This is a genomic window from Pseudooceanicola profundi (genome assembly GCF_050897955.1).
Taxonomy (GTDB): domain Bacteria; phylum Pseudomonadota; class Alphaproteobacteria; order Rhodobacterales; family Rhodobacteraceae; genus Pseudooceanicola.
In genome coordinates this window covers 2228840-2251578 of sequence record NZ_JBPAXZ010000001.1, presented here as the reverse complement: position 1 = coordinate 2251578, position 22739 = coordinate 2228840, and the positions used below count along the sequence as shown (strand labels likewise).

Genomic DNA, 22739 nt, shown 5'->3' with positions numbered 1-22739 from the left:
GAGGTTTCCTATGCCGACATATTCAAAAGATGCCGAGGCGATTTCGCGCCTGACGCCTGAGCAATACTGGGTGACGCAGGAGAGCGGGACAGAACGGCCCGGGACCGGCGCATTGCTTGATGAAAAACGGGCCGGGATATTTGTCGATATCGTGTCGGGCGAACCGCTGTTTGCCTCCTCCGACAAATATGAGAGCGGGTGTGGCTGGCCGAGTTTCACCAAGCCGATTGAGCCTGCGCATGTTGCGGAACTGCGCGATACGTCACATGGCATGTTGCGGACCGAAGTCCGGTCCACCCATGGGGACAGTCATCTGGGGCATGTGTTTCCGGATGGGCCGGTCGACCGGGGCGGTTTGAGATATTGCATCAATTCGGCGTCGCTTCGGTTTGTGCCGCTGGAAGAGATGGAGGCCGAGGGCTACGGCGCATATATCGATCAGGTTGAGGAGGTCTGAGATGGCTATGGAAGTTGCAGTGCTTGCGGGCGGATGTTTCTGGGGAATGCAGGATTTGATCCGGAAGATGCCGGGCGTCAGCAAAACCCGCGTGGGATATTCCGGAGGCGATGTGCCGAATGCGACCTATCGGAACCACGGCACACATGCCGAGGCGATTGAGGTCGTCTTTGATCCGTCGATCCTGTCCTACCGGCAATTGCTTGAGTTCTTCTTTCAGATCCACGATCCGACGACGCTGAACCGGCAGGGAAATGACATTGGGTTGTCCTACAGATCGGCCATTTATTATGCCGATGAGGCGCAGAAGGCCGTCGCAGAAGAGACGATTGCCGATGCGAATGCCTCTGGGATCTGGCCCGGACCCATTGTGACGGAGCTGGAGCCTGTGGGAGATTTCTGGGAAGCGGAGCCGGAGCATCAGGATTATCTGGAACGCATTCCAAATGGCTATACCTGTCATTTCCCGCGGCCCGGGTGGGTTCTGCCGCGCCGGAAAACGGCCTGACGGCGCCGGTTGTCTATGACGGGTTTGTCAGAACTCTGACCAGCCGTCCCCGGTTGGGGGCGGGCCATTGACCACACGTTTCTGAGGTTGGTCGGTCTGGGGGCGGGGAGGCGGCGCGGACCCGATCATGAAGCCAGATACCGACGCGTTCAGCGTCTGCGCCTCCTGCGACAGGGCGACGCTGGCGGCAGAGGTTTCTTCGAACATGGCGGCGTTCTGCTGCGTCACCTGATCGAGGTCCTGCATCGTCGATTCAATGCCGGTTATGGATCCTGCCTGCTGCTCTGCCGAGGTTGTGATTTCTGAAACATGGCTGGCCATGTTCGATACGGTATCGGAAATGCGCCCGAGCGCCGTGCCCGTTTCCTTGACGAGATCGACGCCCAGTCCGACCTGATCCCGGCTGGTCTGGATAAGATCCTTGATCTCTTTCGCGGATTTTGAGGAGCGGGCCGCAAGTGCGCGGACTTCGGTTGCGACAACGGAAAAGCCGCGGCCGTTTTCGCCGGCGCGTGCGGCCTCCACCCCCGCGTTCAGGGCGAGCAGATTGGTCTGGAACGCAATTTCGTCGATCACTTCTGTAATGCTGGAGATGGCAGCGGAGGACGCCTCTATCGAAGACATGGCTTGCGTGGCCCGATGTACCACATCGGCGGATTTGAGGGCCTCGGCGCGGGCCTCGTCGACAACGGCGCTGGCACGGCGGGCGTTTTCGGCCGAGGAGCGCACGGCGGAGGAGATTTCGTGAATGCCCGACACGACCTCTGCCAGAGACGCGGCCTGTTTTTCCGTCCGGTGGGCGAGATCGCTTGCGGCGGCGGAGATGGCACCGGAATCATGTGTCACCAGATCGGCGTTGGTCATGACGATTTCGACGGTACGGCGCAATTCCTCCACCGCGGCGTTGAAATTGGCGCGGAGCTGTTCATTTTCGGCGCCGAACTCCTCCTCGATCCGGGTAGTGAGATCGCGTGCTGCCAATCGTTCCATCGCGGCGCTGAGGCGCTGAACCACCCGCTGCTGTTGTTCCGTCATCAGCCGCTGCCTTTCAAGATCGCGTGCCTCCGCGGCGCGGGCGGCAAGATGCGCCTCTGTCATCTGGCGGTCCATCGCGACGCGCTGACCGATGGCGAGGTATAGCACCGCCGCCTCAAGCACGACGATGATGCCGTGCAGCGCGGTGCGTTCGAGGTTCTGCAGCAGATCGGAGGAGGGATAGATTAGGCCGGGCAGGAGCAGAGAGAGGAAGGCGTGATGCAGGGCGATGACTGTTGCTGAGACAAGAATGACCCGCGCGTCGGACAATGCCATGGTGATGGCCAGCAGGGCAAAAAATGCCATGTGGCTGTCTATCTGCCAGGGGTGCCCGGAGAGGGCGGCGGTAAAGGCCATGGCCTGACCAATCAGGCCCAGTGCCGCCAGTATCCGGCCGGATCCGCCGCCGGATACCGAGCCGATATGACCAATCGCCGCGATGAGGGCGCCGAATGCGGCGACGGCCCATGGCGAATTTCCGGCGAGCCAGGCTGCAATCGGGGATATCGGCACCAGGACCCAGGTCGCGGCCACAATCCGGCGCATTGCCGTGACCTGAGATTTTGTGAAGTCGTCGTTTTGCGTCAAAAGATCCTCCCCCTTTCAGACGGCCTTTCCCCAGTCAGACGGTCCAGCCGCAAAGAGCGGCCAGCCGGCTGCCACTGAACACGGCCCAGGCGCCGGCCGTTTTCAACCGGTCGGCGAGGTCTGCATCCGGTCCGGTGGCGAAGGTGCCGAAAGGCGCGGTTTCTGCCCCGACCGGATAGGCGCCTGCCGCCGCGATCAGCTGTTCCGCATCTTTCCACGGCGGCACGATCACAAGCAGCAGCCCATCTGTCGCCGCCGGCATCGTGGCAAGGCCGAGCATGGGCCCGGTCAGAAGCGTGAGAAACGCGAATAGGTATAGGGTCATACTCAGGCGGTCCATATCCGGGCCTTCTTCGCGCGGAAGGATTACGGTGCCCTTAATTCTCATGCAGATGCGTCGGATTTTCGGGATTACGCTCTGACCGCAACATGGTAGGTGCGGGTCATGTGAACTGTGACACCGGGAGACCGTCATGCCCTTTACCCTTGCCACCTGGAACATCAACTCTGTCCGGCTGCGGGAGCCGCTGGTGGCGCGGGTGCTGGAAGAAGAGGGGCCGGATGTGCTGTGTCTTCAGGAATGCAAGTCGCCGGTCGACAAGATCCCGTTGGAGCGGTTCCGAGAGCTGGGCTACACCCATATGATCGCGCGCGGTCAGAAGGGCTATAACGGCGTTGCGATCCTGTCGAAGCTGCCGATCGAGGATATGGGCGACCGCGATTTCGCATCGCTGGGTCATGCGCGGCATGTCGCTGGGCGGCTGGAAAATGGCGTCACGATCCATAATTTCTACGTGCCTGCGGGTGGCGACAAGCCGGACCGGGAGATCAACGTCAAGTTCGGGCAGAAGCTGGATTACCTGACGGAGATGCGGGATTTCTTCCATGAGGAGAAGCCGGAGAAGGCGATCCTGGTGGGCGATCTGAACATCGCCCCGCGTGAGGATGACGTCTGGAACCACAAGCAGCTGCTGAAGATCGTCTCGCATACGCCGATTGAGGTGGAGCATCTGGGCGCGGCGCAGGAGGCGGGCGCCTGGGTCGATGTCACGCGGCAGGATATTCCGGAGGGGCTGCTCTATTCCTGGTGGTCCTACCGGTCGCCCGACTGGGATGCGGCGGACAAGGGGCGGCGGCTGGATCACGTCTGGGCGACGCCGGATATCTCCAATGCGGCGCATGGGTCGCGGGTGTTGCGGCATGTGCGGGGCTATGAGCAGCCGTCGGATCATGCGCCGGTTCTGGCGACGTTTGATCTGTGATCAGGGCTGTTGCGATCTGAGGTCGGCGCTGCCTCTGGATCGACGTCAGACCGGCTTTTTCTTCAGTTTCTTCCAGACCCCTGTGGCCCGGCCGATCAGGGTTTCACCCGCATAGACCCGGCCTTCCATGAAGACGAGAGAGCCGGTTTCGCGGGTGATTTCCGGATGCAGCTCGATGAAGTCGCCGATCCGGGCGGCGCCGAGGAAATCGTAGGAGAAGCTGACCGTCGCGACCGGGTTGTTGCCATGGCTCTGGCGCGCGATCCGGCCCATGCCTCGGTCGGCCAGGGTCATCAGCATACCGCCCTGCACGACCCCGTTGAGGTTGCGGTGCTGGTCGGCGGCGCGGAAACCGAGATGCTGCGGGGCATCGGCCATATCGCGGGTAAACATCGGGCCGACATGGGCAATGAAGCCGCCGTCTTCGACCGGAGTCCAGCTGGCGTCGGGGGCGGGGAGGGGATGGGCGTCCATGGGTGGCTCCGGTCTGGTCTGGCAGCTTGTGGCTTAGCATGCGGCTAAGGCGAAGGGGAGGCGCGGAAAGCGCTTGCGATTCGCTCCGCACGGGCCTATATGCCCTGCAACAGCGGCGTGTCGAAGCTCTGGCCGAGACGCTCCACCGGATGCATCGACGGGCCGCGCGCCCGTTTTTTTGTGCCCGGAGTTCCCCTCATGGACCTCATCGCGAAAACCGCCATCGACCGCCGCCTTGCGGAGATCGTCAGCCCCGTCATTGCCGACATGGGGTTCGAGCTTGTGCGTCTACGGATGCTGGGCGGTCAGACCAAGACGCTGCAGATCATGGCCGAACGCCCCGACGGGGGCATCGAGGTCGATGAATGCGCGCAGATTTCCAATGCCGTGTCGGCGACGCTGGATGTCGAGGACCCGGTGCAGGATCCCTACACGCTGGAAGTGTCCTCGCCGGGGATCGACCGGCCGCTGACGCGCCTCAAGGATTTCGACACCTATGAGGGCTATGAAGCCAAGCTTGAAACGACGGAGCTGATCGACGGCCGCAAGCGCTTTAAGGGCGTTCTGGCGGGGGTCGAGGGTGACGAGGTGCTGATCAATATCGAGGAAGGCACCGTAGGGCTGCATTTCGACTGGCTGGCGGATGCCAAGCTGGTCCTGACCGATGAGCTTATCAAAGAGATGCTGCGGGCGCGGAAGGCGTCCGGGCAGATCGACGAAAGCCAGTTTGATGAAATCGAGACCGAAGACGAAGGTTCCCAGGAGGACTGACCATGGCGATTACCTCTGCCAACCAGCTTGAACTGCTTCAGACCGCCGAGGCGGTTGCCCGCGAGAAGATGATCGACCCCGGTCTGGTGGTCGAGGCGATGGAAGAATCGCTCGCCCGGGCCGCGAAGTCCCGTTACGGGGCGGAGATGGACATCCGTGTTTCCATCGACCGCAAGACCGGCCGCGCGACCTTTACCCGCGTCCGCACCGTGGTCGAGGATGAAGAGCTGGAGAATTACCAGGCCGAGATGACCGTGGAGCAGGCCAAGCAATATATGGCCGATCCGCAGGTGGGCGACACCTATGTCGAAGAGGTTCCGCCGGTCGACATGGGCCGGATCGCGGCGCAATCCGCCAAGCAGGTGATCCTGCAGAAGGTCCGCGAAGCCGAGCGGGATCGCCAGTACGAAGAGTTCAAGGACCGCGCCGGCACGATCATCAACGGTGTCGTCAAGCGCGAGGAATACGGCAACGTCATCGTCGATGTGGGCCAGGGCGAAGGCATCCTGCGCCGCAACGAGAAGATCGGCCGCGAGAGCTATCGCCCGAACGACCGCATCCGCTGCTACGTCAAGGATGTGCGCCGCGAACAGCGCGGGCCGCAGATCTTCCTGTCCCGGACCGATCCGCAGTTCATGGCCGAGCTCTTCAAGATGGAAGTGCCGGAGATCTACGAAGGCATTATCGAGATCAAGGCCGTGGCCCGGGACCCCGGATCGCGCGCGAAGATCGCCGTTGTGTCCTATGACAATTCGATCGATCCGGTGGGCGCCTGCGTCGGTATGCGTGGTTCCCGTGTGCAGGCCGTTGTGAACGAGCTGCAGGGCGAAAAGATCGACATCATCCCGTGGAACGAGGATGTGCCGACCTTCCTGGTGAACGCGCTGCAGCCGGCCGAAGTGTCCAAGGTCGTCTTTGACGAGGATGCGGAGCGGATCGAGGTCGTGGTGCCGGAAGAGCAGCTGTCGCTGGCCATCGGCCGTCGCGGTCAGAACGTGCGTCTGGCCTCGCAGCTGACCGCGCTCGACATCGACATCATGACGGAGGAGGAGGAATCCGCCCGCCGTCAGAAGGAGTTCGAGGAACGTACCAAGCTGTTCATGGACAACCTCGATCTGGACGAATTCTTTGCCCAGCTGCTGGTTTCCGAAGGGTTCACCAACCTGGAAGAGGTCGCTTATGTCGAGGTCGACGAGCTGCTGGTGATCGACGGCGTCGACGAAGACACCGCGACCGAGCTGCAGGCCCGCGCCCGCGACGTGCTGGAGGCCCAGGCCAAGGCCGCGCTTGAGAAGGCGCGGGAGCTGGGTGCCGAAGACAGCCTTATTGAATTCGAAGGTCTGACACCCCAGATGGTACAGGCACTGGCCGAAGACGGCGTGAAGACGCTGGAAGATTTCGCCACCTGCGCCGACTGGGAACTGGCCGGCGGCTGGACCACCGACAATGGCGAGCGCGTCAAGGACGACGGCATTCTCGAACCTTTCGAGATCTCTCTGGAAGAGGCGCAGCATATGGTCATGACCGCGCGGGTCCTGCTGGGCTGGGTCGATCCGGCCGAGCTGGAGACCGAAGAAGCCTCGGAAGAGGTTGAGGTTCAGGCGGACGCCTGAGCCGGACCGGAACGGGAGCGCCCGAGATGACAAGAGGCGGCCAGGACAAGGACCGCTCCGGGGAGCCGGAGCGGAAATGTATTGCGACCGGAGAGGTTCAGCCCAAATCCGGGCTGATCCGCTTTGTCGTGGGTCCGGAGGGCCAGCTGGTCCCCGATGTGATGGAAAAGCTGCCGGGGCGTGGCATCTGGGTGAGCTCCACCCGGGACGCGCTGGAGACGGCGGTGAAGAAGAAGCTCTTCGCGCGGGCGGCGCGGACCCAGGTCACCGTGCCTGAGGATCTGGCTGCGCTGATCGAGGGGATGCTGGTGCAGCGGGTCACAAGCCTGCTGGCGCTGGCGCGCAAGTCCGGCGATGCGGTGGCGGGCTATGAGAAAGTTAAGGATTGGCTGTCCAAGGATGAGGCGGAGACGCTGATTCAGGCCAGCGACGGGTCGGAGCGCGGCAAGAGCAAACTCTCGACCCCTTACATGGGCAGTTTTATCGGCTGGCTCACCGCAAACGAGCTGGGCTTGGCCTTTGGTCGGGAAACTGTCATACACGCCGCCTTAGGAACTGGCGGTCTGAGCAAAAGAGTTGTAGAGGAAGCCGCAAGACTGAAAGGTCTGCGCGTCTGACGACAGCGGAAAGACGGCGGGAGGGTCCCGCCTGGAAGGATACATGGATCACATGAGTGAGAACGACGGCAAGAAAACTCTCGGTGTACGTGGAGGTTCCCGTCCGGGGAACGTGAAGCAGAGCTTCAGCCACGGGCGCACGAAGAATGTCGTGGTCGAAACCAAACGCAAGCGCGTTGTGGTGCCGAAGCCCGGTGCCGGCAAGCCGGGTGGCGGGACGCCTCTGGGTGATCCGTCGAAACGCCCCGCCGGGATCACCGATGCGGAGATGGAACGCCGCCTGAAGGCCGTTCAGGCCGCCAATGCCCGTGCGGCAGAGGAAGAGGCCGCCCGCGAAGCCGAAGAGAAGGCCCGCGAGGAAGAGCGTGAGCGTCGCCGCGAGGAGGCCGAAGCCAAGGCCCGCGAAGAGAAAGAGCGCGAAGAGGCGCTGAAGGCCAAGGCCGAAGCCGAAGAGCGCGAGAAGCGGGAGGCCGAAGAGGCCGCCAAGCGTGCCGCTGCAGCCGCTGCCCAGCCCGCGCCCGATGAGGATAGCGGCCCGCGCCGCACCGCGCCTGCGGCCCGTGCCGCACAGGAACGCCCCGCCCGGACTGCTGAACGCGAAGACCGTGCCGGCAAGGGCAAGGGTCGCGACGATGGCAACCGCCGCTCTGGCAAGCTGACGCTGAACCAGGCGCTGTCCGGTGGGGAAGGTGGCCGTCAGAAATCCATGGCCGCGATGAAGCGCAAGCAGGAGCGGGCGCGTCAGAAAGCGATGGGTGGCCCCGTCTCCCGTGAGAAGGTCGTGCGCGACGTGCAGCTGCCGGAAGCGATCATGGTCGGCGAGCTGGCCAACCGGATGGCGGAACGTGTTGGCGATGTCGTCAAGGCGCTGATGCAGAACGGCATGATGGTCACGCAGAACCAGACGATCGACGCGGATACCGCGGAGCTGATCATCGAAGAGTTCGGCCATAACGTGGTCCGCGTGTCGGATTCGGACGTCGAGGACGTGATCAAGGAAGTCGAGGACAAGGCCGAGGATCTGAAACCCCGCGCCCCCGTCATTACGATCATGGGCCATGTCGACCACGGCAAGACCTCGCTTCTGGACGCGATTCGGAATGCCAAGGTTGTCGCGGGTGAGGCCGGTGGCATCACCCAGCATATCGGCGCCTATCAGGTGACGACGGATGGCGGGCAGCTTCTGACCTTTCTCGATACGCCCGGCCACGCGGCCTTTACCTCCATGCGGGCCCGTGGCGCGCAGGTGACGGATATCGTGGTTCTGGTGGTTGCGGCGGATGATGCCGTGATGCCCCAGACGGTGGAGGCGATCAGCCATGCGAAAGCGGCCGGTGTGCCGATGATCGTGGCGATCAACAAGGTCGACAAGCCGGAAGCCGACCCGCAGAAGGTGCGTACCGCCCTGCTGCAACACGAGGTGATCGTGGAGCAGATGTCCGGTGATGTGCAGGATGTCGAGGTCTCGGCCCATACGGGTCAGGGTCTGGACGAGCTGCTGGAAGCCATCGCGCTGCAGGCCGAAATTCTGGAACTGAAGGCCAACCCCGACCGCGCCGCCATGGGTGCCGTGATCGAGGCGCAGCTGGACGTGGGCCGTGGCCCCGTCGCGACCGTTCTGGTCCAGAACGGCACCCTGCGTCAGGGCGACATCTTTGTTGTGGGCGAGCAGTACGGTAAGGTCCGTGCGCTGGTGAACGACAAGGGCGAGCGCGTCAAAGAGGCCGGTCCGTCCGTGCCCGTCGAGGTGCTGGGCCTGAACGGTACGCCCGAGGCTGGTGACGTGCTGAACGTGACCTCGACGGAGGCGCAGGCGCGCGAGATTGCGGAATACCGCGAGAAGGCCGCCAAGGACAAACGCGCCGCTCTGGGTGCTGCGACGACGCTGGAACAGCTGATGCAGCGCGCCAAGGACGACGAGAATGTCACGGAGATGCCGATCCTCGTGAAAGCGGACGTGCAGGGCTCGGCCGAAGCCATCGTTCAGGCGATGGAGAAGATCGGCAATGACGAGGTCCGCGTGCGGGTGCTGCATTCCGGCGTGGGCGCGATCACCGAATCGGATATCGGTCTGGCGGAAGCCTCCGGTGCGCCTGTGTTCGGCTTCAACGTGCGGGCCAACGCGCCGGCGCGGAACTCGGCCAACCAGAAGGGTGTGGAGATCCGGTATTATTCGGTGATCTACGATCTGGTGGATGATGTGAAAGCCGCGGCCTCCGGCCTGCTGTCTGCTGAAATCCGCGAGACCTTCATCGGCTATGCCCAGATCAAGGAGGTCTTCAAGGTCTCCAATGTCGGCAAGGTTGCGGGTTGTCTGGTCACCGAAGGTGTGGCGCGCCGCTCTGCCGGTGTGCGCCTGCTGCGCGACGATGTCGTGATCCATGAGGGCACGCTGAAGACGCTGAAGCGGTTCAAGGACGAAGTGGCCGAGGTCATTTCCGGTCAGGAATGCGGTATGGCCTTTGAGAATTACGACGATATCCGCCCCGGCGATGTCATCGAGATCTTTGAACGGGAAGAGGTCGAGCGGACGCTCTGATCTATCCCGGCGTATGTCACAAAACCCCCGCCCGGTGCGGGGGTTTTTGTTTTCCGGCAGGCAATAAAAAACGGGCGCTGATCAGGCGCCCGTTTTTAAATCTGTTCGCCGGGTCCGGATCGGACCCCGGGCTTATGCGGCGGCGGCAGAAGAAACCGGCACGCCACTGAAGACCTGATTTCCAACACGGACCTCGACACGCCCATCATTCAGGGTGCGTACGAAGGTGCCCTGCACGGAAACACAGGAACCGACTGTGATCGTTCTGAGCATTTGACCTCTCCCCATTAAATTCATTCGACTGTTACAAATTACCGGATCGTGGGTTTCCAAACTAGAAATAGTTTCCAGAAATGCGAAAAAATCTGTCATATTTTGGATATTATGTGTCGAGAGCATGAGTATTTCACAATTTCTGTTGCGCTGCAGCGAGAATTGTTGCAGCGCGGCGTGAAAAAATTAGGCAGAAATCGCCTAGAGCCAATCCCTTAGTATAGGTATGAGCGGAATATCTGCTGGCGGCATGGGATAGTCGCGCAGTTGATTCGGTTTCGCCCAGGCCAGGGTCTGGCCCTCTCTGGCCTGAGGGATGCCCTCCCACTTGCGGCAGGCAAACAGCGGCATCAGCAGGTGGAAGTCGTCATAGGCATGGCTGGCGAAGGTCAGCGGCGCAAGGCAGGAGGCCCAGGTGTCGATCCCCAGCTCTTCCTGCAGTTCGCGGATCAGCGCGGCTTCGGGGCTTTCGCCGGGTTCCACCTTGCCGCCGGGGAATTCCCAGAGGCCTGCCATGGATTTGCCTTCGGGCCTCTGCGCCAGCAGAACACGCCCGTCGGCATCGATCAGCGCGACGGCGGAGACAAGGACGATACGGGTCATGAGCGGGTCCCGGCCGTTTGGGTAGGATGGGTGATTTCACCCATCCTACGAGCGGTAGTCGGCGTTGATCGAGATGTAGCCGTGGGTCAGGTCGCAGGTCCAGACGGTGGCGGTGCCGCCGCCAAGGCCGAGGTCGACCTTGATGTCGATGGCCTCGCCCTTCATATGCGCGGCGCCCTGCTCCTCCTTGTAGTCGGGAGAACGCCAGCCCTTGTCGGCCACCAGCACATCGCCGAACCAGATCGACAGCAGGTCGCGGTCGGCGGCGGCGCCGCTTTTGCCGATGGCCATGACGACGCGGCCCCAGTTGGGATCTTCGCCTGCGATGGCGGTCTTGATCAGCGGCGAATTGGCGATGGACATGCCGTGGGTCTTGGCATCGGCATCAGAGGCGGCGCCAGTGATGTGGATCGTGACGAATTTCGTCGCGCCTTCGCCATCCTTCACCACCTGATGTGCGAGGTCGAGCATCACGCTCTGCAGGGCATCGATGAAGGCAGTGTCATTTTCCGTGACGCGGATGCCGGAGGCGCCGGTGGCGGCGCAGAGCAGCGTGTCGGAGGTGGAGGTGTCACTATCGACGGTGATGCAGTTGAAGGTCAGGTCGGCCGCGGCAGAGACCATGGACTGCAGCACGGGCCGGTCCACGGCGGCATCGGTAAAGAGATAGACCAGCATCGTCGCCATATCGGGCGCGATCATGCCGGAGCCCTTGGCAAAGCCGGCGATCTTCACGGTCTGGCCGCCGATCTTAACCTCAGTCGCGGCACCCTTGGGGTAGGTGTCGGTGGTCATGATGGCCTTGGCGGCCTCTGCGATGCCATCGGGGCTGAGGTTCGCCGCCAGCTCGTCGAGCTTGGCGGTGATGCGGTCATGCGGGAGCGGCTCCCCGATCACCCCGGTGGAGGAGGTGAAGATGCGCGCGGCGTCGATGCCAAGCGCGGCAGAGGCGGCCGCCGTCACCGCCTCTGTCGAGGCGATGCCGTTCTTGCCGGTGAAGGCATTGGAATTGCCGGAGTTCACCACGATGGCCGCCGGGCCGGTGCTGTCGAGGCCGATCTTGGCCTGGCAATCCAGCACCGGGGCGGAGCGGGTGGCAGAGCGGGTGAAGACCCCCGCCATGGTCGTGCCGGGCGCGAGCCGCGCCAGCATGACATCGGTCCGCCCCTTGTATTTCACCCCTGCCTGGGCTGTTGCGAATTCGACGCCGCCAATGACCGGAAGGTCAGGAAAAGCGGCGGGGGCGAGGGGAGAAAGCGGGGGGGTGCCACCCATATGGATTACTCCAGCAGGTTGATATTGTTCACCAGCGTGCGGTCGATCTTGTCGGCGCCGCTTCTGTCTACATTCGCGTTTTCGACCACCTCGTCAATGTATGCTTTGACGATTTTCTGCTCCACCTCGGCGTGGATTTCGTCGCGGACTTCATCAAGGGCCGGCGCGTCCTTGAGGCGCGTTTCGTCGAGCTTGATCACATGCCAGCCGAACTGCGTTTCGACGGGTTCCGAAATCGAGCCCGGGGACATGGCCACGACGGCCTCCTCAAAGGGCGCGACCATCATGCCGGGGCCGAACCAGCCCAGTTCACCGCCATTCGGGCCCGAGGGGCCGGTGGATTTTTCCTGCGCCAGTTTGGCGAAATCCGCGCCGCCCTTGAGCTCTTCCACGATGGCTTTCGCCTCTTCCTCTGTTTTGACGAGGATATGGGCGGCCTTGTATTCGGTACTTGGGGCCGATGCGCCGTATTTTTCCTGATAGGCCGTATTGATCTGATCTTCGGTCACATCGTTCAGCATGACGCGCCCGACCTCCTCTGCCGCGAGGAGCGACCGTTTCTGATTGTCGATCGCGATATCGACGCGTGCCGGGGTTTCACCTTCCCAGGCCTGCATCAGCGCGGTCTGCTGAATGAGCTGCTGGAGGATCCCGTCGAACAGAAGTTCCGGTTCGACCTGATTGTACTGCTGGGGCAGGCCCGTGCGTACGAGGATCATGTGCCCCAGGGTGATGTCGGTGCCGTTGACCGTCGCCACAACCGTATTGAGATCGGCAGTGCCGGTATCCGCGGCAGAGGCGTCGTTCGTATCGGTCGACTGCTGGGCCAGGGCGGGCGTGGCCAGCGCGGTGGTCAGGATGAGGGCCAGAGCATGGCTGAGACGTAGGGTCATGGTCGAACCTTTGATTGACTGCGTCAGGGCGCAGCGTTGACAGGGTTGGGGCGGTTCCTTACATCGGCATGTGCCTTTGCGATCCCGCCGGCTTGACCCTGCTTCTAAGGGGCTCATCTGGGGGGTACAAGCAAACTGCCAACACATCGGCGTCAACAAGCGATCGGATCAAACTATGCTGGGAATGGGAACACTTGCCAAAAAGGTGTTCGGCACGCCGAACGACCGGAAAGTCAAGGCAACCCGGCCGCTTGTCCAGAAGATCAATGCGCTTGAGCCTGAATTCGAAAAGCTGTCGGACGAGGGGCTGAAAGAGAAGACGGCAGAGTTCCAGAAACGTATCGCCGACGGCGAGAGCCTGGATCATCTGCTGCCCGAAGCCTTTGCCAATTGCCGTGAGGCCGCGAAGCGTGCGCTGGGGCTCCGGGCCTTTGACGTTCAGCTGATGGGCGGGATTTTCCTGCATCAGGGCAATATCTCTGAAATGAAGACGGGTGAAGGCAAGACGCTGGTCGCAACCTTCCCGGCCTATCTGAATGCTTTGGGCGGAAAAGGTGTACATGTCGTTACCGTGAACGACTATCTGGCCCGGCGCGACGCCGACTGGATGTCGAATGTCTTTGCCGCGCTTGGGCTGACGACCGGGGTCGTCTACCCGCAGCAGCCGGCGGATGAGAAGATGGCCGCCTATCGGTGCGACATTACCTATGCCACGAATAACGAGCTGGGTTTTGACTATCTGCGCGACAATATGAAGGGCGACATCAATGAGATGTTCCAGCGCGGGCATAATTTCGCGATCGTCGACGAGGTGGACAGCATCCTGATCGACGAGGCGCGGACACCGCTGATCATCTCGGGCCCGGCGCAGGACCGGTCGGATCTCTACCTGAGTATCGACAAGCTGATCCCGGTGCTGAATGACGGTGATTTCACCATCGACGAAAAGCAGCGGCAGGTGACCTTTACGGACGACGGCAACGAAAAGCTGGAAGCGCTGCTGCATGAGAACGGCATCCTGCCGGAGGATCAGACGCTCTACGACCCTGAGTCGACCACGATCGTGCATCATGTGAACCAGGGTCTCAGGGCGCATAAGCTGTTCAACAAGGACAAGGATTACATCGTCCGCAATGGCGAGGTGGTGCTGATCGACGAATTCACCGGCCGGATGATGGCCGGGCGGCGCCTGTCCGAGGGTCTGCATCAGGCCATCGAAGCGAAGGAGGGCGTGCAGATCCAGCCGGAGAACGTGACGCTGGCGCAGGTGACCTTCCAGAACTACTTCCGGCTTTACGACAAGCTGTCGGGCATGACCGGCACGGCCGCCACCGAGGCGGAGGAATTCATGGAGATTTACGGTCTGGGTGTGGTCGAAGTGCCGACCAACCGGCCGATTGCGCGGGTGGACGATGACGATGCCGTTTATCGCACCACGCAGGAAAAATACGCCGCCATCGTCGAAAAGATCAAAGAGGCGCATGAGAAGGGTCAGCCGACGCTGGTCGGTACGACCTCTATCGAGAAGTCGGAGATCCTGTCGCAGCTGCTGACGGCCGCGGGCCTCAAGCACAATGTTCTGAACGCGCGCCAGCATGAGCAGGAGGCGCAGATCGTCGCCGATGCCGGCAAGCTGGGCGCGATCACCATCGCCACCAACATGGCGGGCCGCGGGACGGACATCAAACTGGGCGGCAATGTCGAGTTCAAGATCATGGAGGCCATCGCGGCCGATCCCGAGGGCGATCCGGAAGCGATCCGCGCCCGGATCGAGGCAGAGCATGACAAGGCCGAGGAAGAGGTGAAAGCCGCCGGCGGTCTGTTTGTTCTGGCCACCGAACGGCATGAGAGCCGCCGGATCGACAACCAGCTGCGCGGTCGTTCGGGCCGTCAGGGGGATCCGGGCCGGTCGTCCTTCTTCCTGTCGCTGGAAGACGACCTGATGCGGATCTTCGGGTCGGAACGTCTGGATAAGGTGCTGTCCTCGCTGGGCATGAAGGATGGCGAGGCGATCATCCACCCCTGGGTGAACAAGTCGCTGGAACGGGCCCAGGCCAAGGTCGAGGGCCGCAACTTCGACATGCGGAAGAACGTGCTGAAGTTCGACGATGTGATGAACGACCAGCGGAAGCTCGTCTTCAGCCAGCGTATGGAGATCATGGAAAGCGCCGATCTGTCCGAGATTGTCGAGGACATGCGGCATCAGGTGATCGACGATATTGTGACGCAGTACATCCCGCCCAAGACCTATGCCGACCAGTGGGACGGCGAGGGTCTGACAGAGGCGGTGCGTGACCGGCTGAACATCGAGGCGCCGATCCGGGACTGGATCGCCGAGGAAGGCGTGGATGACGAGGTCATTGCCGAGCGGCTGGAGGAGGCCTCGGACAAGTATATGGCCAAGAAGGCCTATGAATTCGGGGCGGAGAATATGCGCTCGATCGAAAAGCAGGTGCTGCTGCAGTCGATCGATGCGAAATGGCGTGAGCACCTGCTGACGCTGGAACATCTGCGCTCGGTCGTTGGCTTCCGCGGGTATGCGCAGCGCGACCCGCTGAACGAATACAAGACAGAGGCGTTTGCCCTGTTCCAGTCGATGCTGGACGGTCTGCGCGAGGATGTGACCCGTACTCTGGGTCGTGTGCGTCCGCTGACGGAAGCCGAGCAGCAACAGCAGCTGGCGATGATGCAGGCCCAGATGGAGGCGCAGCGGAAAGCGGCGGAAGCGGCCGCCGAGGCGCGCAAGCCGAAACCGGTGGAGCCGATTTCGCCGCTGAATTCGGAACAGGAAAAGGCGCTTGCCCCCATGATGGAAGGCGCCGACGAGGATTTCGACGATTCCGATCCGGCGAACTGGGGCGATGTGGGGCGGAATTCACCCTGCCCCTGCGGCTCTGGCAAGAAGTACAAACATTGCCATGGGGCGCTGGAGTAACCGGTGCCTCTGGCGGCGCTAAACTTCCATACCGCCGCCACAAACATGCCCATTTTTGAGTTCATTCCTGCCTTGAGAATGAACGGAGAGGGTCATGGTCAAGCGCAGCACGCTCGCGATCGGAGGCGGAACGCTGGTGATCGCAGTTGCGATCGGTGCCTTTGTACAGACGGAAAAGCCGCAGGCGCCAGTCGCCGTCGCACTGGCCGAGGCGCGTCAGTCGTCGGATATGGCCGATCATACCGCCAGCGGTGAGCGCGCCGCTGATCCGCTTGCATCGGACATGTCGGTTCAGCTGGACGATATCACGCTCACCTCTGCGGCCGCCGGCGCGCAGGACGTCCTGCCGGATATGGATGCAGAGGTCCCGGAAATTGCCGATCCGGCAGAGGTCGCGTTCGCGGATGATGCGGACCAGCCCGCCGTGGTCCCCGTGCTCGCCACGGCTGAGGATACTCTGGACGGGGACCGACTGGATGACGGTCCGGCGGGTCAGGTCACAGCTGCGCAGGACCGCACCGCCATCGATCAACCCGAGGCGACAGAGAGCTGCCTTGTGAACCTGAGCGGAGAAGTTACCGCCGCCGCCATGGTGTCGCTGGAGCTTGATGCGCCGTGTCAGCCCGATGCGCGGGCGACTTTCAGCCATGAAGGCATGACCTTTACCGTCATGACCGATGCAGCAGGACATGCCGGCGTGATCGTGCCGGCGCTGACCGAGTCGGCGCTTTTTGTTGCGCGGATGCAGGACGGCAATGCCGCCGCGGTGGAGGTCGAAGTCAATTCGCTGGCCTTTTACGACCGCTCGGTCGTTCAGTGGCACGGCAAGGCAGGCATGACGCTGCATGCGCTGGAATTCGGGGCAGATTACGGCGAAGAGGGTCATGTCTGGCCGGGCGCGCCGCGCGACATGTCGGTCGCGGCCACTGGCAAGGGCGGCTTTGTCGTCCGCCTGGGCGATGAAGAGGTCGACGGTGCCCTGATGGCCGATGTCTATACCTTTCCCACCATGACGGCGGAGAGAGGCGGCAGCGTGGAGCTGAACCTGGAACTGGCGGTCACGGATCTGAATTGCGGCCGGAAGGTCACGGCCGATATCCTGCATGTGGCCGATGCCCTGTCGCTTGCACCCTCGGCAATCGAGGTGACGATGCCGGATTGCGATGCCGTGGGTGACTTTCTGCTGTTGAAAAACATTGTCGATGACCTGAAGATCGCCTCCAACTGAGAGGCGGTCCAAGAGGTCGGGAATGTCGGCATGCCGTGCGGCGATCTGCGCCGCACTTTTTGTGTTATGTTCATGGGCGGCGGGTCTGGCGCAGGATGTCACGCTGACGTCGCGCGATGGCAGCGTCGAGATTGCCGGAAACCTGCTGAGTTTCGACGGTGAATTTTACCGCGTGGATACGGAGTTCGGCGAGCTGACCGTCGATGGGTCGGGCGTTGTCTGTTCCGGCCCGGCCTGCCCCAATCTGGAGGCCTTTGTCGCAGAGCTGCGGATTTCCGGCGCGGCGACAACCGGGCAGGTCCTGCTGCCTGCTCTGGTCGAAGGCTTTGCCCTGCGGCACGGATATACCGTCACGCGGGAGGAGGCAGAGCCGGGGCTGGTGACCTATGTGCTGGCCGATAAGGACAGCGGCGCGGTGTCGGGCCGCTTTACCATCCGGTCCAGCAATACCGATGAAGGCTTTGCCGATCTGCTGGCCAATCAGGCCGATCTTGTCATGGCCCTGCGGGAGATCCGGCCCGACGAGCTGCGCCGCGCGATCGAGGCAGGGCTGGGCAATCTGCGGGCCCGGGGGCGCAACCGGGTTCTGGCGCTGGATGCGCTGGTGCCGATTGTGGCGCCGGGCCTGCCGGTTCAGGCGCTGACCATGCCGCAGCTGGCCGCGATCTATTCGGGTCGGGTCGACAACTGGCAGGATCTGGGTGGCCCGGATGCCCCCATCGTGCCGCATCTGCGCGACGCGCGGTCGGGGCTGGGTCAATTGGTGGAGGATCGTCTGCTGGTGCCGGAGCGGGCGGCGCTGGCCGAGACAGCAGTCCGGCATGGCAGCGATGCGGCGCTGGTCCGTGCCGTTCTGGCAGACCCGTTTGCCATCGGGCTGACCACGTCCTCTGAGGTGGGCGCGGCCGTGCCGCTGGCGCTGAGCGGGGCCTGCGGTTTCACCATCCGGTCCGCCCGGGTCAATGCCAAGACCGAGGATTATCCGCTGACCGCGCCGGTGTTTCTGTATATGCCGATGCGCCGGGTGCCGCAGCTGGCGCGCGAGTTTCTGGCTTATACCCGCCAGCCCGCCGCGCAGCTGGTGATCCGCCGGGCCGGATTTGTCGACCAGATGCCGGAAGAAATTCCCATCGACATGCAGGGACAGCGCTTTGCCAATGCGATTGCGCAGGCCGGGCAGGAGATCGGTCTGGCTGAACTGCAGCGGATGGTGACGGTGCTGGCGCCGATGAAACGTCTGACGACATCGTTCCGGTTCGAGGCGGGCTCGGCCTTGCTGGATGCGCAATCGCGGTCGAACGTGGAACAATTCGCCACGGCGCTGGAAAGTGGCGTTTATGACGGGCGCGAGATTCTGTTTGTCGGTTTTTCCGACGGGCGGGGCGATGCCACGGCGAACCGGAATATCGCCGCTAAGCGGGCGGAGGCGGTGCGAAAATCGGTGATCGCGGCGGCACGGCTGGCCGATCTGGACCGGATTGACATGGAGGTCGATGCCTTTGGCGAGGCGATGCCGATGGCCTGCGACGAAAGCCCCTGGGGGCGGCAGGTGAACCGGCGGGTGGAGGTCTGGATCCGCTAGGCCTCCATGCTGACGCCCGAGAGGGTATCGGCGATCTGCATGACCTTTTCGGCAGAGGCCGCGACTTTGGCCGGGGTCATCCGCGCGGCGAGGCCGGAGACGGAGACGGCGCCAACAGGCTCGCCCCCCGGGCCACGGATCACGGCGGCGACGCAGCGCAGGCCGATCACGAATTCCTCGTCATCTATCGCATAACCCCGGGCGCGGATCGCGCTGATATCGGCCTGGACGGCGCTGCGGCTGGTCAGGCTGTGTGCGGTGGCGGGCGTCAGCCCGTCGCGGTCGATCAGCGCCGCGATCTGGCTGTCGTCCCAAGTGGCGACGATGGCCTTGCCCATGCCCGAACAGAGGATCGGGACGCGGCCGCCGGGGGGCGAGATGGCGCGCATGATCTCCCGGCTTTCGGCCTGGGAAACGGTGACGACATGGGCGCCTTCGAGGATGCCGAGATTGGCGGTCTCCCGCGTGGCATCGCGCAGGCGGCGCAGATGCGGCAGGGCGGGGGCCAGAAGGGTGCGCGCCGTGCTCCAGGCAGCGCCAACGGTATGGGCGCGGCGGCCCACATGCCAGCGGGCCGTGGTTGCATCGGTCTGGACAAAGCCGCGCTGTTCCAGCGTCGTCAGCAGGCGGTGGGTGGTCGAGACGGCCAGCCCCGCCGCGCGGGCAAGGTCCGACAGCCGCCGCCCTTCGGGATCGGCGGCGACAAGCTCAAGCAGGGTGAGCGCCCGGTCGAGGGATTGCACGGAGGCGGCCATGTTTCCACGATACGGAAAACTCTCAGATGCGTCATCCTTTTTGATGCGGGCTGCGCTAGCTTGGGCGTAACAAAGGAGTCGCCCCATCATGACCAACTATGTCGACCGCGCCGGCCTGCAGGTGGCCGAGGTTCTTGCCCAGCTCGTCGAAGAGCAGGTGCTGCCCGGTACGGATGTTCCGGCAGAGGCCTTCTGGGCCGGATATGCCAATATGCTGCGCGATCTGGTGCCGGAGAACCTGCGCCTGCTGGAGGTGCGCGACACGCTGCAGGCCAAGATCGACGCCTGGGTCGAGGGGCGCAAGGGGCAGGACTGGGATGCCGCCGCCTATCGCGCCTTCCTGGAGGAGATCGGCTATCTGGTTCCCGAGGGGCCGGATTTCACCATCGGGACGGAGAATGTTGATCCGGAGATCGCCTCCATCGCCGGGCCGCAACTGGTGGTGCCGGTGATGAATGCGCGGTTTGCGCTGAACGCGGCGAATGCGCGGTGGGGGTCCTTGTACGACGCGCTCTATGGCACCGACGCCCTGCCGGGCGCGCCGGAGGGCAAGGGCTATGACCCGAAGCGCGGCGCGCAGGCGGTGGCCTGGGCGGCGGAGTTTCTAGACGGGGCGGTGCCTTTGGAGGGGGCTTCCCATGCTGGCGTGACAGCCTATCGGCGGGAGGGTGAGACGCTGGCGGCAGAGGTGGACGGATCGGTCCATTCCTTCGCCGATCCGTCCTGTTTTGTGGGGTATTCGGAGGCGGGGGAGACGGCCTCCTACATGCTGGTGCACAATGGGCTGCATATCGAGCTGGTGATCGACCCGTCGCATCCGGTTGGGGCGGCCTCGGCCTCCGGTCTGCGCGACGTGGTGCTGGAATCGGCGATGACGGCGATTCAGGATTGTGAAGACAGCGTTGCCGCCGTGGATGCCGCCGACAAGACGGAGGTCTATGCCAACTGGCTGGGCCTGATGAAAGGTGACCTGACGGAGAGTTTCGAGAAGGGCGGCAAGACGGTGACCCGTGCGCTGAACCCCGACTACCTGTTCACCGCGCCCGACGGGTCGCCACTGGTGCTGCCGGGCCGCGCGCTGCTGCTGGTGCGGAATGTGGGCCATCTGATGACCACGGATGCGGTGCTGTTCGAAGGGGAGGAGACGCCGGAGGGGATGCTGGATGCGCTGGTGACCGTTGCCTGTGCCATGCATGACCTGAAAAAAACCGCGGGGCCACGCAATTCCCGCGCCGGATCGGTCTATGTGGTGAAACCCAAGATGCACGGGCCGGAAGAAGTGGCCTTTGCCAACCGTATGTATGCGGAGGTGGAGGCGATCCTTGGCCTGCCGCTCAATACCGTGAAGCTGGGGGTGATGGATGAGGAACGCCGAACCTCTGCCAACCTGCGGGAATGCATGCGGGCGGTGAAGGACCGGCTGGTGTTTATCAACACCGGGTTCCTGGACCGGACGGGGGATGAGATCCACACCTCCATGCAGCTGGGGCCGTTCATTCCCAAGGGGGAGATGGCGGGCTCTGTCTGGCTGAAGGCCTATGAGGATGGCAACGTAGATGCCGGGCTCGCTTTGGGCCTGCGGGGCAAAGGGCAGATCGGCAAGGGCATGTGGGCCAAGCCCGACATGATGGCCGAAATGCTGAAGGTGAAGCAGGGGCATCCGATGGCGGGGGCGAATACGGCCTGGGTGCCGTCCCCTACCGCCGCGACCCTGCATGCAACGCATTATCATCAGGTGAGCGTTTCGGACCGGCAGGATGAGCTGGCGTCCCGCCCTCGTGCCTCGCTCGACGATCTGCTGGTGCCGCCGGTGCTGGCCGGACGGAACCTGACCGAAGAGGAAGTGCAGCGCGATCTGGACAACAACTGCCAGGGGATCCTCGGCTATGTCGTGCGCTGGGTCGATCAGGGGGTCGGCTGTTCCAAGGTGCCCGATATCCATGACGTGGGGCTGATGGAGGACCGGGCGACTTTGCGCATCTCCTCCCAATACCTTGCCAACTGGCTGGTGCACGGGCTGGTGACAGAGGCGGAGGTCGAGGCGGCACTGCTGCGCATGGCGGCCAAGGTCGACGCGCAGAATGCAGGTGATGCGGGTTATAAGTCGCTGGTCGAGAACCCCGAGGCCCCGGCCTTTCAGGCGGCGCGCGATCTGATCTTTACCGGGGTGTCGCAACCCTCGGGCTATACGGAGCCGGTGCTGCATGCGGCACGGCGCAAGGCAAAGGAGTATTGGGCATGATCACGGTTCAGCGGCTGGATCTGAAGGACGCACGGGTGATGCTGGAGGCCGCCAAGGCCAAGGCCACGGAAATCGGCGTGCCCATGTGCATCGCAATCACCGACGATGCGGGCAATCTGATCGCGTTTGAGCGGATGGAGGGGGGCAAGGTGACCTCTACCACCATCGCGATCGACAAGAGCTACACCGCCTCTGGCGCCAAGAAGGCGACGCATGAATATGGCGAGGCGAGCCAGCCGGGCAAGCCGGCCTATGGGATCGCCTCTGCCATTGGCGGGCGGCTGATGGTGGTGGGCGGTGGTCTGCCGGTCATGGTGGATGGCGCCTGTGTCGGCGGGATCGGCGTATCCTCGGGCACGCCCGCGCAGGATATGGAGGTGGCGCAGGCCGGGCTCGACGCCGTGCTGGCGTCGTGAGCCTGCTGGAGCTTGATCATATCGTCGTCGTGGCGAACCCGCTGGACCGGGGCGTGGCGCATGTGAAAGAGATGACCGGGCTCGACATGCCGTTTGGCGGGGAACATCCGCTGATGGGCACGCATAATCACCTGATGCGGCTGGGGGAGGCCGAGTTTCTGGAGGTGATCGCGGTCAATCCCGAGGCGCCCGATCCGGGACGTATCCGGTGGTTCGGGCTGGACCGGACATTCCTGACGCCCTGGCTGGCCCACTGGGTGGTGCGCTGCCGGGACATGGAGGCGATCCGGCCCTATCTGACGCCGGAGCAGGGTCAGCCCATTCCGGTGACGCGGGGCGATCTGTCCTGGCTGCTGACCGTCCCCGATGATGGTGGCATGGGGATGGAGGGTGTTCTGCCCTCGGTCATCCAGTGGAACGCCGATCCGCTGCCGCCGACCCGGATGCAGGGCGCGGGGGCGGAGCTGCGCAAGCTCACGCTGTCCCATCCCCGGATCGCAGAGGCGCGCGACTGGCTTGCGCCGCTTTTCGACGATCCGCGTGTGGTGTTTGAGGAGGGGCTCAAGGGGCTGACGGCGGAGATTGCGATTGGCGACCGGGTGGTGACGCTCAAATAGTCGGATACTTAACTAGACAGTGACGCCAAGGCGCTACATCCTCCGGCGCAGGGAGG

At 63.3% G+C, this 22739-nt stretch carries 21 protein-coding genes; 13 read left to right on the top strand and 8 right to left on the bottom strand.

The window, feature by feature from the left end:
- Positions 1-10 precede the first annotated feature (10 nt).
- Together msrB and msrA are read left to right on the top strand one after the other, a co-directional pair.
- Positions 11-457 (top strand): peptide-methionine (R)-S-oxide reductase MsrB, encoded by a 447-nt coding sequence (msrB, locus tag ACRARG_RS11285; protein WP_432690106.1) that lies wholly within the window; start codon positions 11-13, stop codon positions 455-457.
- A gap of 1 nt (position 458) precedes the next feature.
- Positions 459-965 carry a peptide-methionine (S)-S-oxide reductase MsrA gene (gene msrA, locus ACRARG_RS11280; protein ID WP_432690105.1) on the top strand — a complete coding sequence of 169 codons (507 nt, stop codon included), beginning with the start codon at positions 459-461 and terminating at the stop codon, positions 963-965.
- 27 nt (positions 966-992) lie between these two features.
- On the opposite strand, the gene ACRARG_RS11275 is transcribed toward msrA, so the two are convergent.
- Together ACRARG_RS11275 and ACRARG_RS11270 are read right to left on the bottom strand one after the other, a co-directional pair.
- Positions 993-2546 carry a methyl-accepting chemotaxis protein gene (locus ACRARG_RS11275; protein WP_432690104.1) on the bottom strand — a complete coding sequence of 518 codons (1554 nt, stop codon included), beginning with the start codon at positions 2544-2546 and terminating at the stop codon, positions 993-995.
- 76 nt (positions 2547-2622) lie between these two features.
- On the bottom strand, positions 2623-2913 hold the full coding sequence (locus ACRARG_RS11270; protein ID WP_432690103.1) for a hypothetical protein: 291 nt from the start codon (positions 2911-2913) through the stop codon (positions 2623-2625).
- Between the two features lie 148 nt (positions 2914-3061).
- Here ACRARG_RS11270 and ACRARG_RS11265 point away from each other — a divergent pair, with 148 nt between their 5' ends.
- Positions 3062-3850 (top strand): exodeoxyribonuclease III, encoded by a 789-nt coding sequence (locus ACRARG_RS11265; RefSeq protein ID WP_432690102.1) that lies wholly within the window; start codon positions 3062-3064, stop codon positions 3848-3850.
- Positions 3851-3895: 45 nt separating this feature from the next.
- Here ACRARG_RS11265 and ACRARG_RS11260 read toward each other — a convergent pair whose 3' ends face one another.
- Positions 3896-4324 carry a PaaI family thioesterase gene (locus ACRARG_RS11260; RefSeq protein ID WP_432690101.1) on the bottom strand — a complete coding sequence of 143 codons (429 nt, stop codon included), beginning with the start codon at positions 4322-4324 and terminating at the stop codon, positions 3896-3898.
- Positions 4325-4522: 198 nt separating this feature from the next.
- Here ACRARG_RS11260 and rimP point away from each other — a divergent pair, with 198 nt between their 5' ends.
- From rimP to infB, 4 genes are read left to right on the top strand one after another with little or no spacing between them, the layout of a single operon-like run.
- A complete protein-coding gene (rimP, locus tag ACRARG_RS11255) occupies positions 4523-5095 on the top strand; it encodes a ribosome maturation factor RimP (RefSeq protein WP_432690100.1) in 573 nt (190 codons plus the stop codon).
- A gap of 2 nt (positions 5096-5097) precedes the next feature.
- Positions 5098-6708 (top strand): transcription termination factor NusA, encoded by a 1611-nt coding sequence (gene nusA, locus ACRARG_RS11250; protein WP_432690099.1) that lies wholly within the window; start codon positions 5098-5100, stop codon positions 6706-6708.
- 26 nt (positions 6709-6734) lie between these two features.
- Complete coding sequence (locus ACRARG_RS11245) at positions 6735-7325, top strand: RNA-binding protein (protein ID WP_432690098.1); 591 nt, start codon at positions 6735-6737, stop codon at positions 7323-7325.
- A 52-nt stretch (positions 7326-7377) separates the two neighbouring features.
- Positions 7378-9864: a translation initiation factor IF-2 gene (gene infB / locus ACRARG_RS11240; protein ID WP_432690097.1), complete on the top strand. Its 2487-nt coding sequence runs from the start codon at positions 7378-7380 to the stop codon at positions 9862-9864.
- Positions 9865-9996: 132 nt separating this feature from the next.
- Here the strand turns inward: infB and ACRARG_RS11235 are convergent, their stop codons facing one another.
- From ACRARG_RS11235 to ACRARG_RS11220, 4 genes are all read right to left on the bottom strand, one after another.
- On the bottom strand, positions 9997-10236 hold the full coding sequence (locus ACRARG_RS11235; protein WP_432691394.1) for a hypothetical protein: 240 nt from the start codon (positions 10234-10236) through the stop codon (positions 9997-9999).
- 102 nt (positions 10237-10338) lie between these two features.
- Positions 10339-10740: a (deoxy)nucleoside triphosphate pyrophosphohydrolase gene (locus tag ACRARG_RS11230; RefSeq protein ID WP_432690096.1), complete on the bottom strand. Its 402-nt coding sequence runs from the start codon at positions 10738-10740 to the stop codon at positions 10339-10341.
- A gap of 45 nt (positions 10741-10785) precedes the next feature.
- Positions 10786-12015, bottom strand: coding sequence for a bifunctional glutamate N-acetyltransferase/amino-acid acetyltransferase ArgJ (argJ, locus tag ACRARG_RS11225; RefSeq protein WP_432690095.1), 1230 nt, complete (start codon positions 12013-12015; stop codon positions 10786-10788).
- 5 nt (positions 12016-12020) lie between these two features.
- A complete protein-coding gene (locus tag ACRARG_RS11220; protein WP_432690094.1) occupies positions 12021-12908 on the bottom strand; it encodes a foldase protein PrsA in 888 nt (295 codons plus the stop codon).
- A 175-nt stretch (positions 12909-13083) separates the two neighbouring features.
- Here ACRARG_RS11220 and secA point away from each other — a divergent pair, with 175 nt between their 5' ends.
- The 3 genes from secA to ACRARG_RS11205 all read left to right on the top strand — a co-directional run bounded on the left by secA (position 13084) and on the right by ACRARG_RS11205 (position 18653).
- A complete protein-coding gene (gene secA, locus ACRARG_RS11215) occupies positions 13084-15843 on the top strand; it encodes a preprotein translocase subunit SecA (protein ID WP_432690093.1) in 2760 nt (919 codons plus the stop codon).
- 94 nt (positions 15844-15937) lie between these two features.
- Entirely contained in the window at positions 15938-17071 is a 1134-nt protein-coding gene (locus ACRARG_RS11210; RefSeq protein ID WP_432690092.1) for a translocase, read from the top strand.
- Between the two features lie 22 nt (positions 17072-17093).
- The gene (locus ACRARG_RS11205; RefSeq protein WP_432690091.1) at positions 17094-18653 is read left to right on the top strand and encodes a phosphate ABC transporter substrate-binding/OmpA family protein; all 1560 of its coding nucleotides are present in this window, start codon (positions 17094-17096) and stop codon (positions 18651-18653) included.
- On the opposite strand, the gene ACRARG_RS11200 is transcribed toward ACRARG_RS11205, so the two are convergent.
- Positions 18650-19408 (bottom strand): IclR family transcriptional regulator, encoded by a 759-nt coding sequence (locus ACRARG_RS11200; RefSeq protein ID WP_432690090.1) that lies wholly within the window; start codon positions 19406-19408, stop codon positions 18650-18652. The two genes, ACRARG_RS11205 and ACRARG_RS11200, sit on opposite strands and share 4 nt — an antisense overlap.
- A gap of 88 nt (positions 19409-19496) precedes the next feature.
- Between ACRARG_RS11200 and ACRARG_RS11195 the strand changes: the two genes are divergently transcribed.
- Genes ACRARG_RS11195 through ACRARG_RS11185 form a run of 3 tightly spaced genes read left to right on the top strand, consistent with a single transcriptional unit; the run spans position 19497 to position 22683 of the window.
- Entirely contained in the window at positions 19497-21650 is a 2154-nt protein-coding gene (locus ACRARG_RS11195) for a malate synthase G (RefSeq protein ID WP_432690089.1), read from the top strand.
- Positions 21647-22066, top strand: a complete 420-nt coding sequence (locus ACRARG_RS11190; RefSeq protein ID WP_432690088.1) for a GlcG/HbpS family heme-binding protein — start codon at positions 21647-21649, stop codon at positions 22064-22066. The genes ACRARG_RS11195 and ACRARG_RS11190 overlap by 4 nt, the downstream gene beginning before the upstream one ends.
- On the top strand, positions 22063-22683 hold the full coding sequence (locus tag ACRARG_RS11185) for a VOC family protein (protein WP_432690087.1): 621 nt from the start codon (positions 22063-22065) through the stop codon (positions 22681-22683). Before ACRARG_RS11190 ends, ACRARG_RS11185 begins: the two co-directional genes overlap by 4 nt.
- Positions 22684-22739 lie beyond the last annotated feature (56 nt).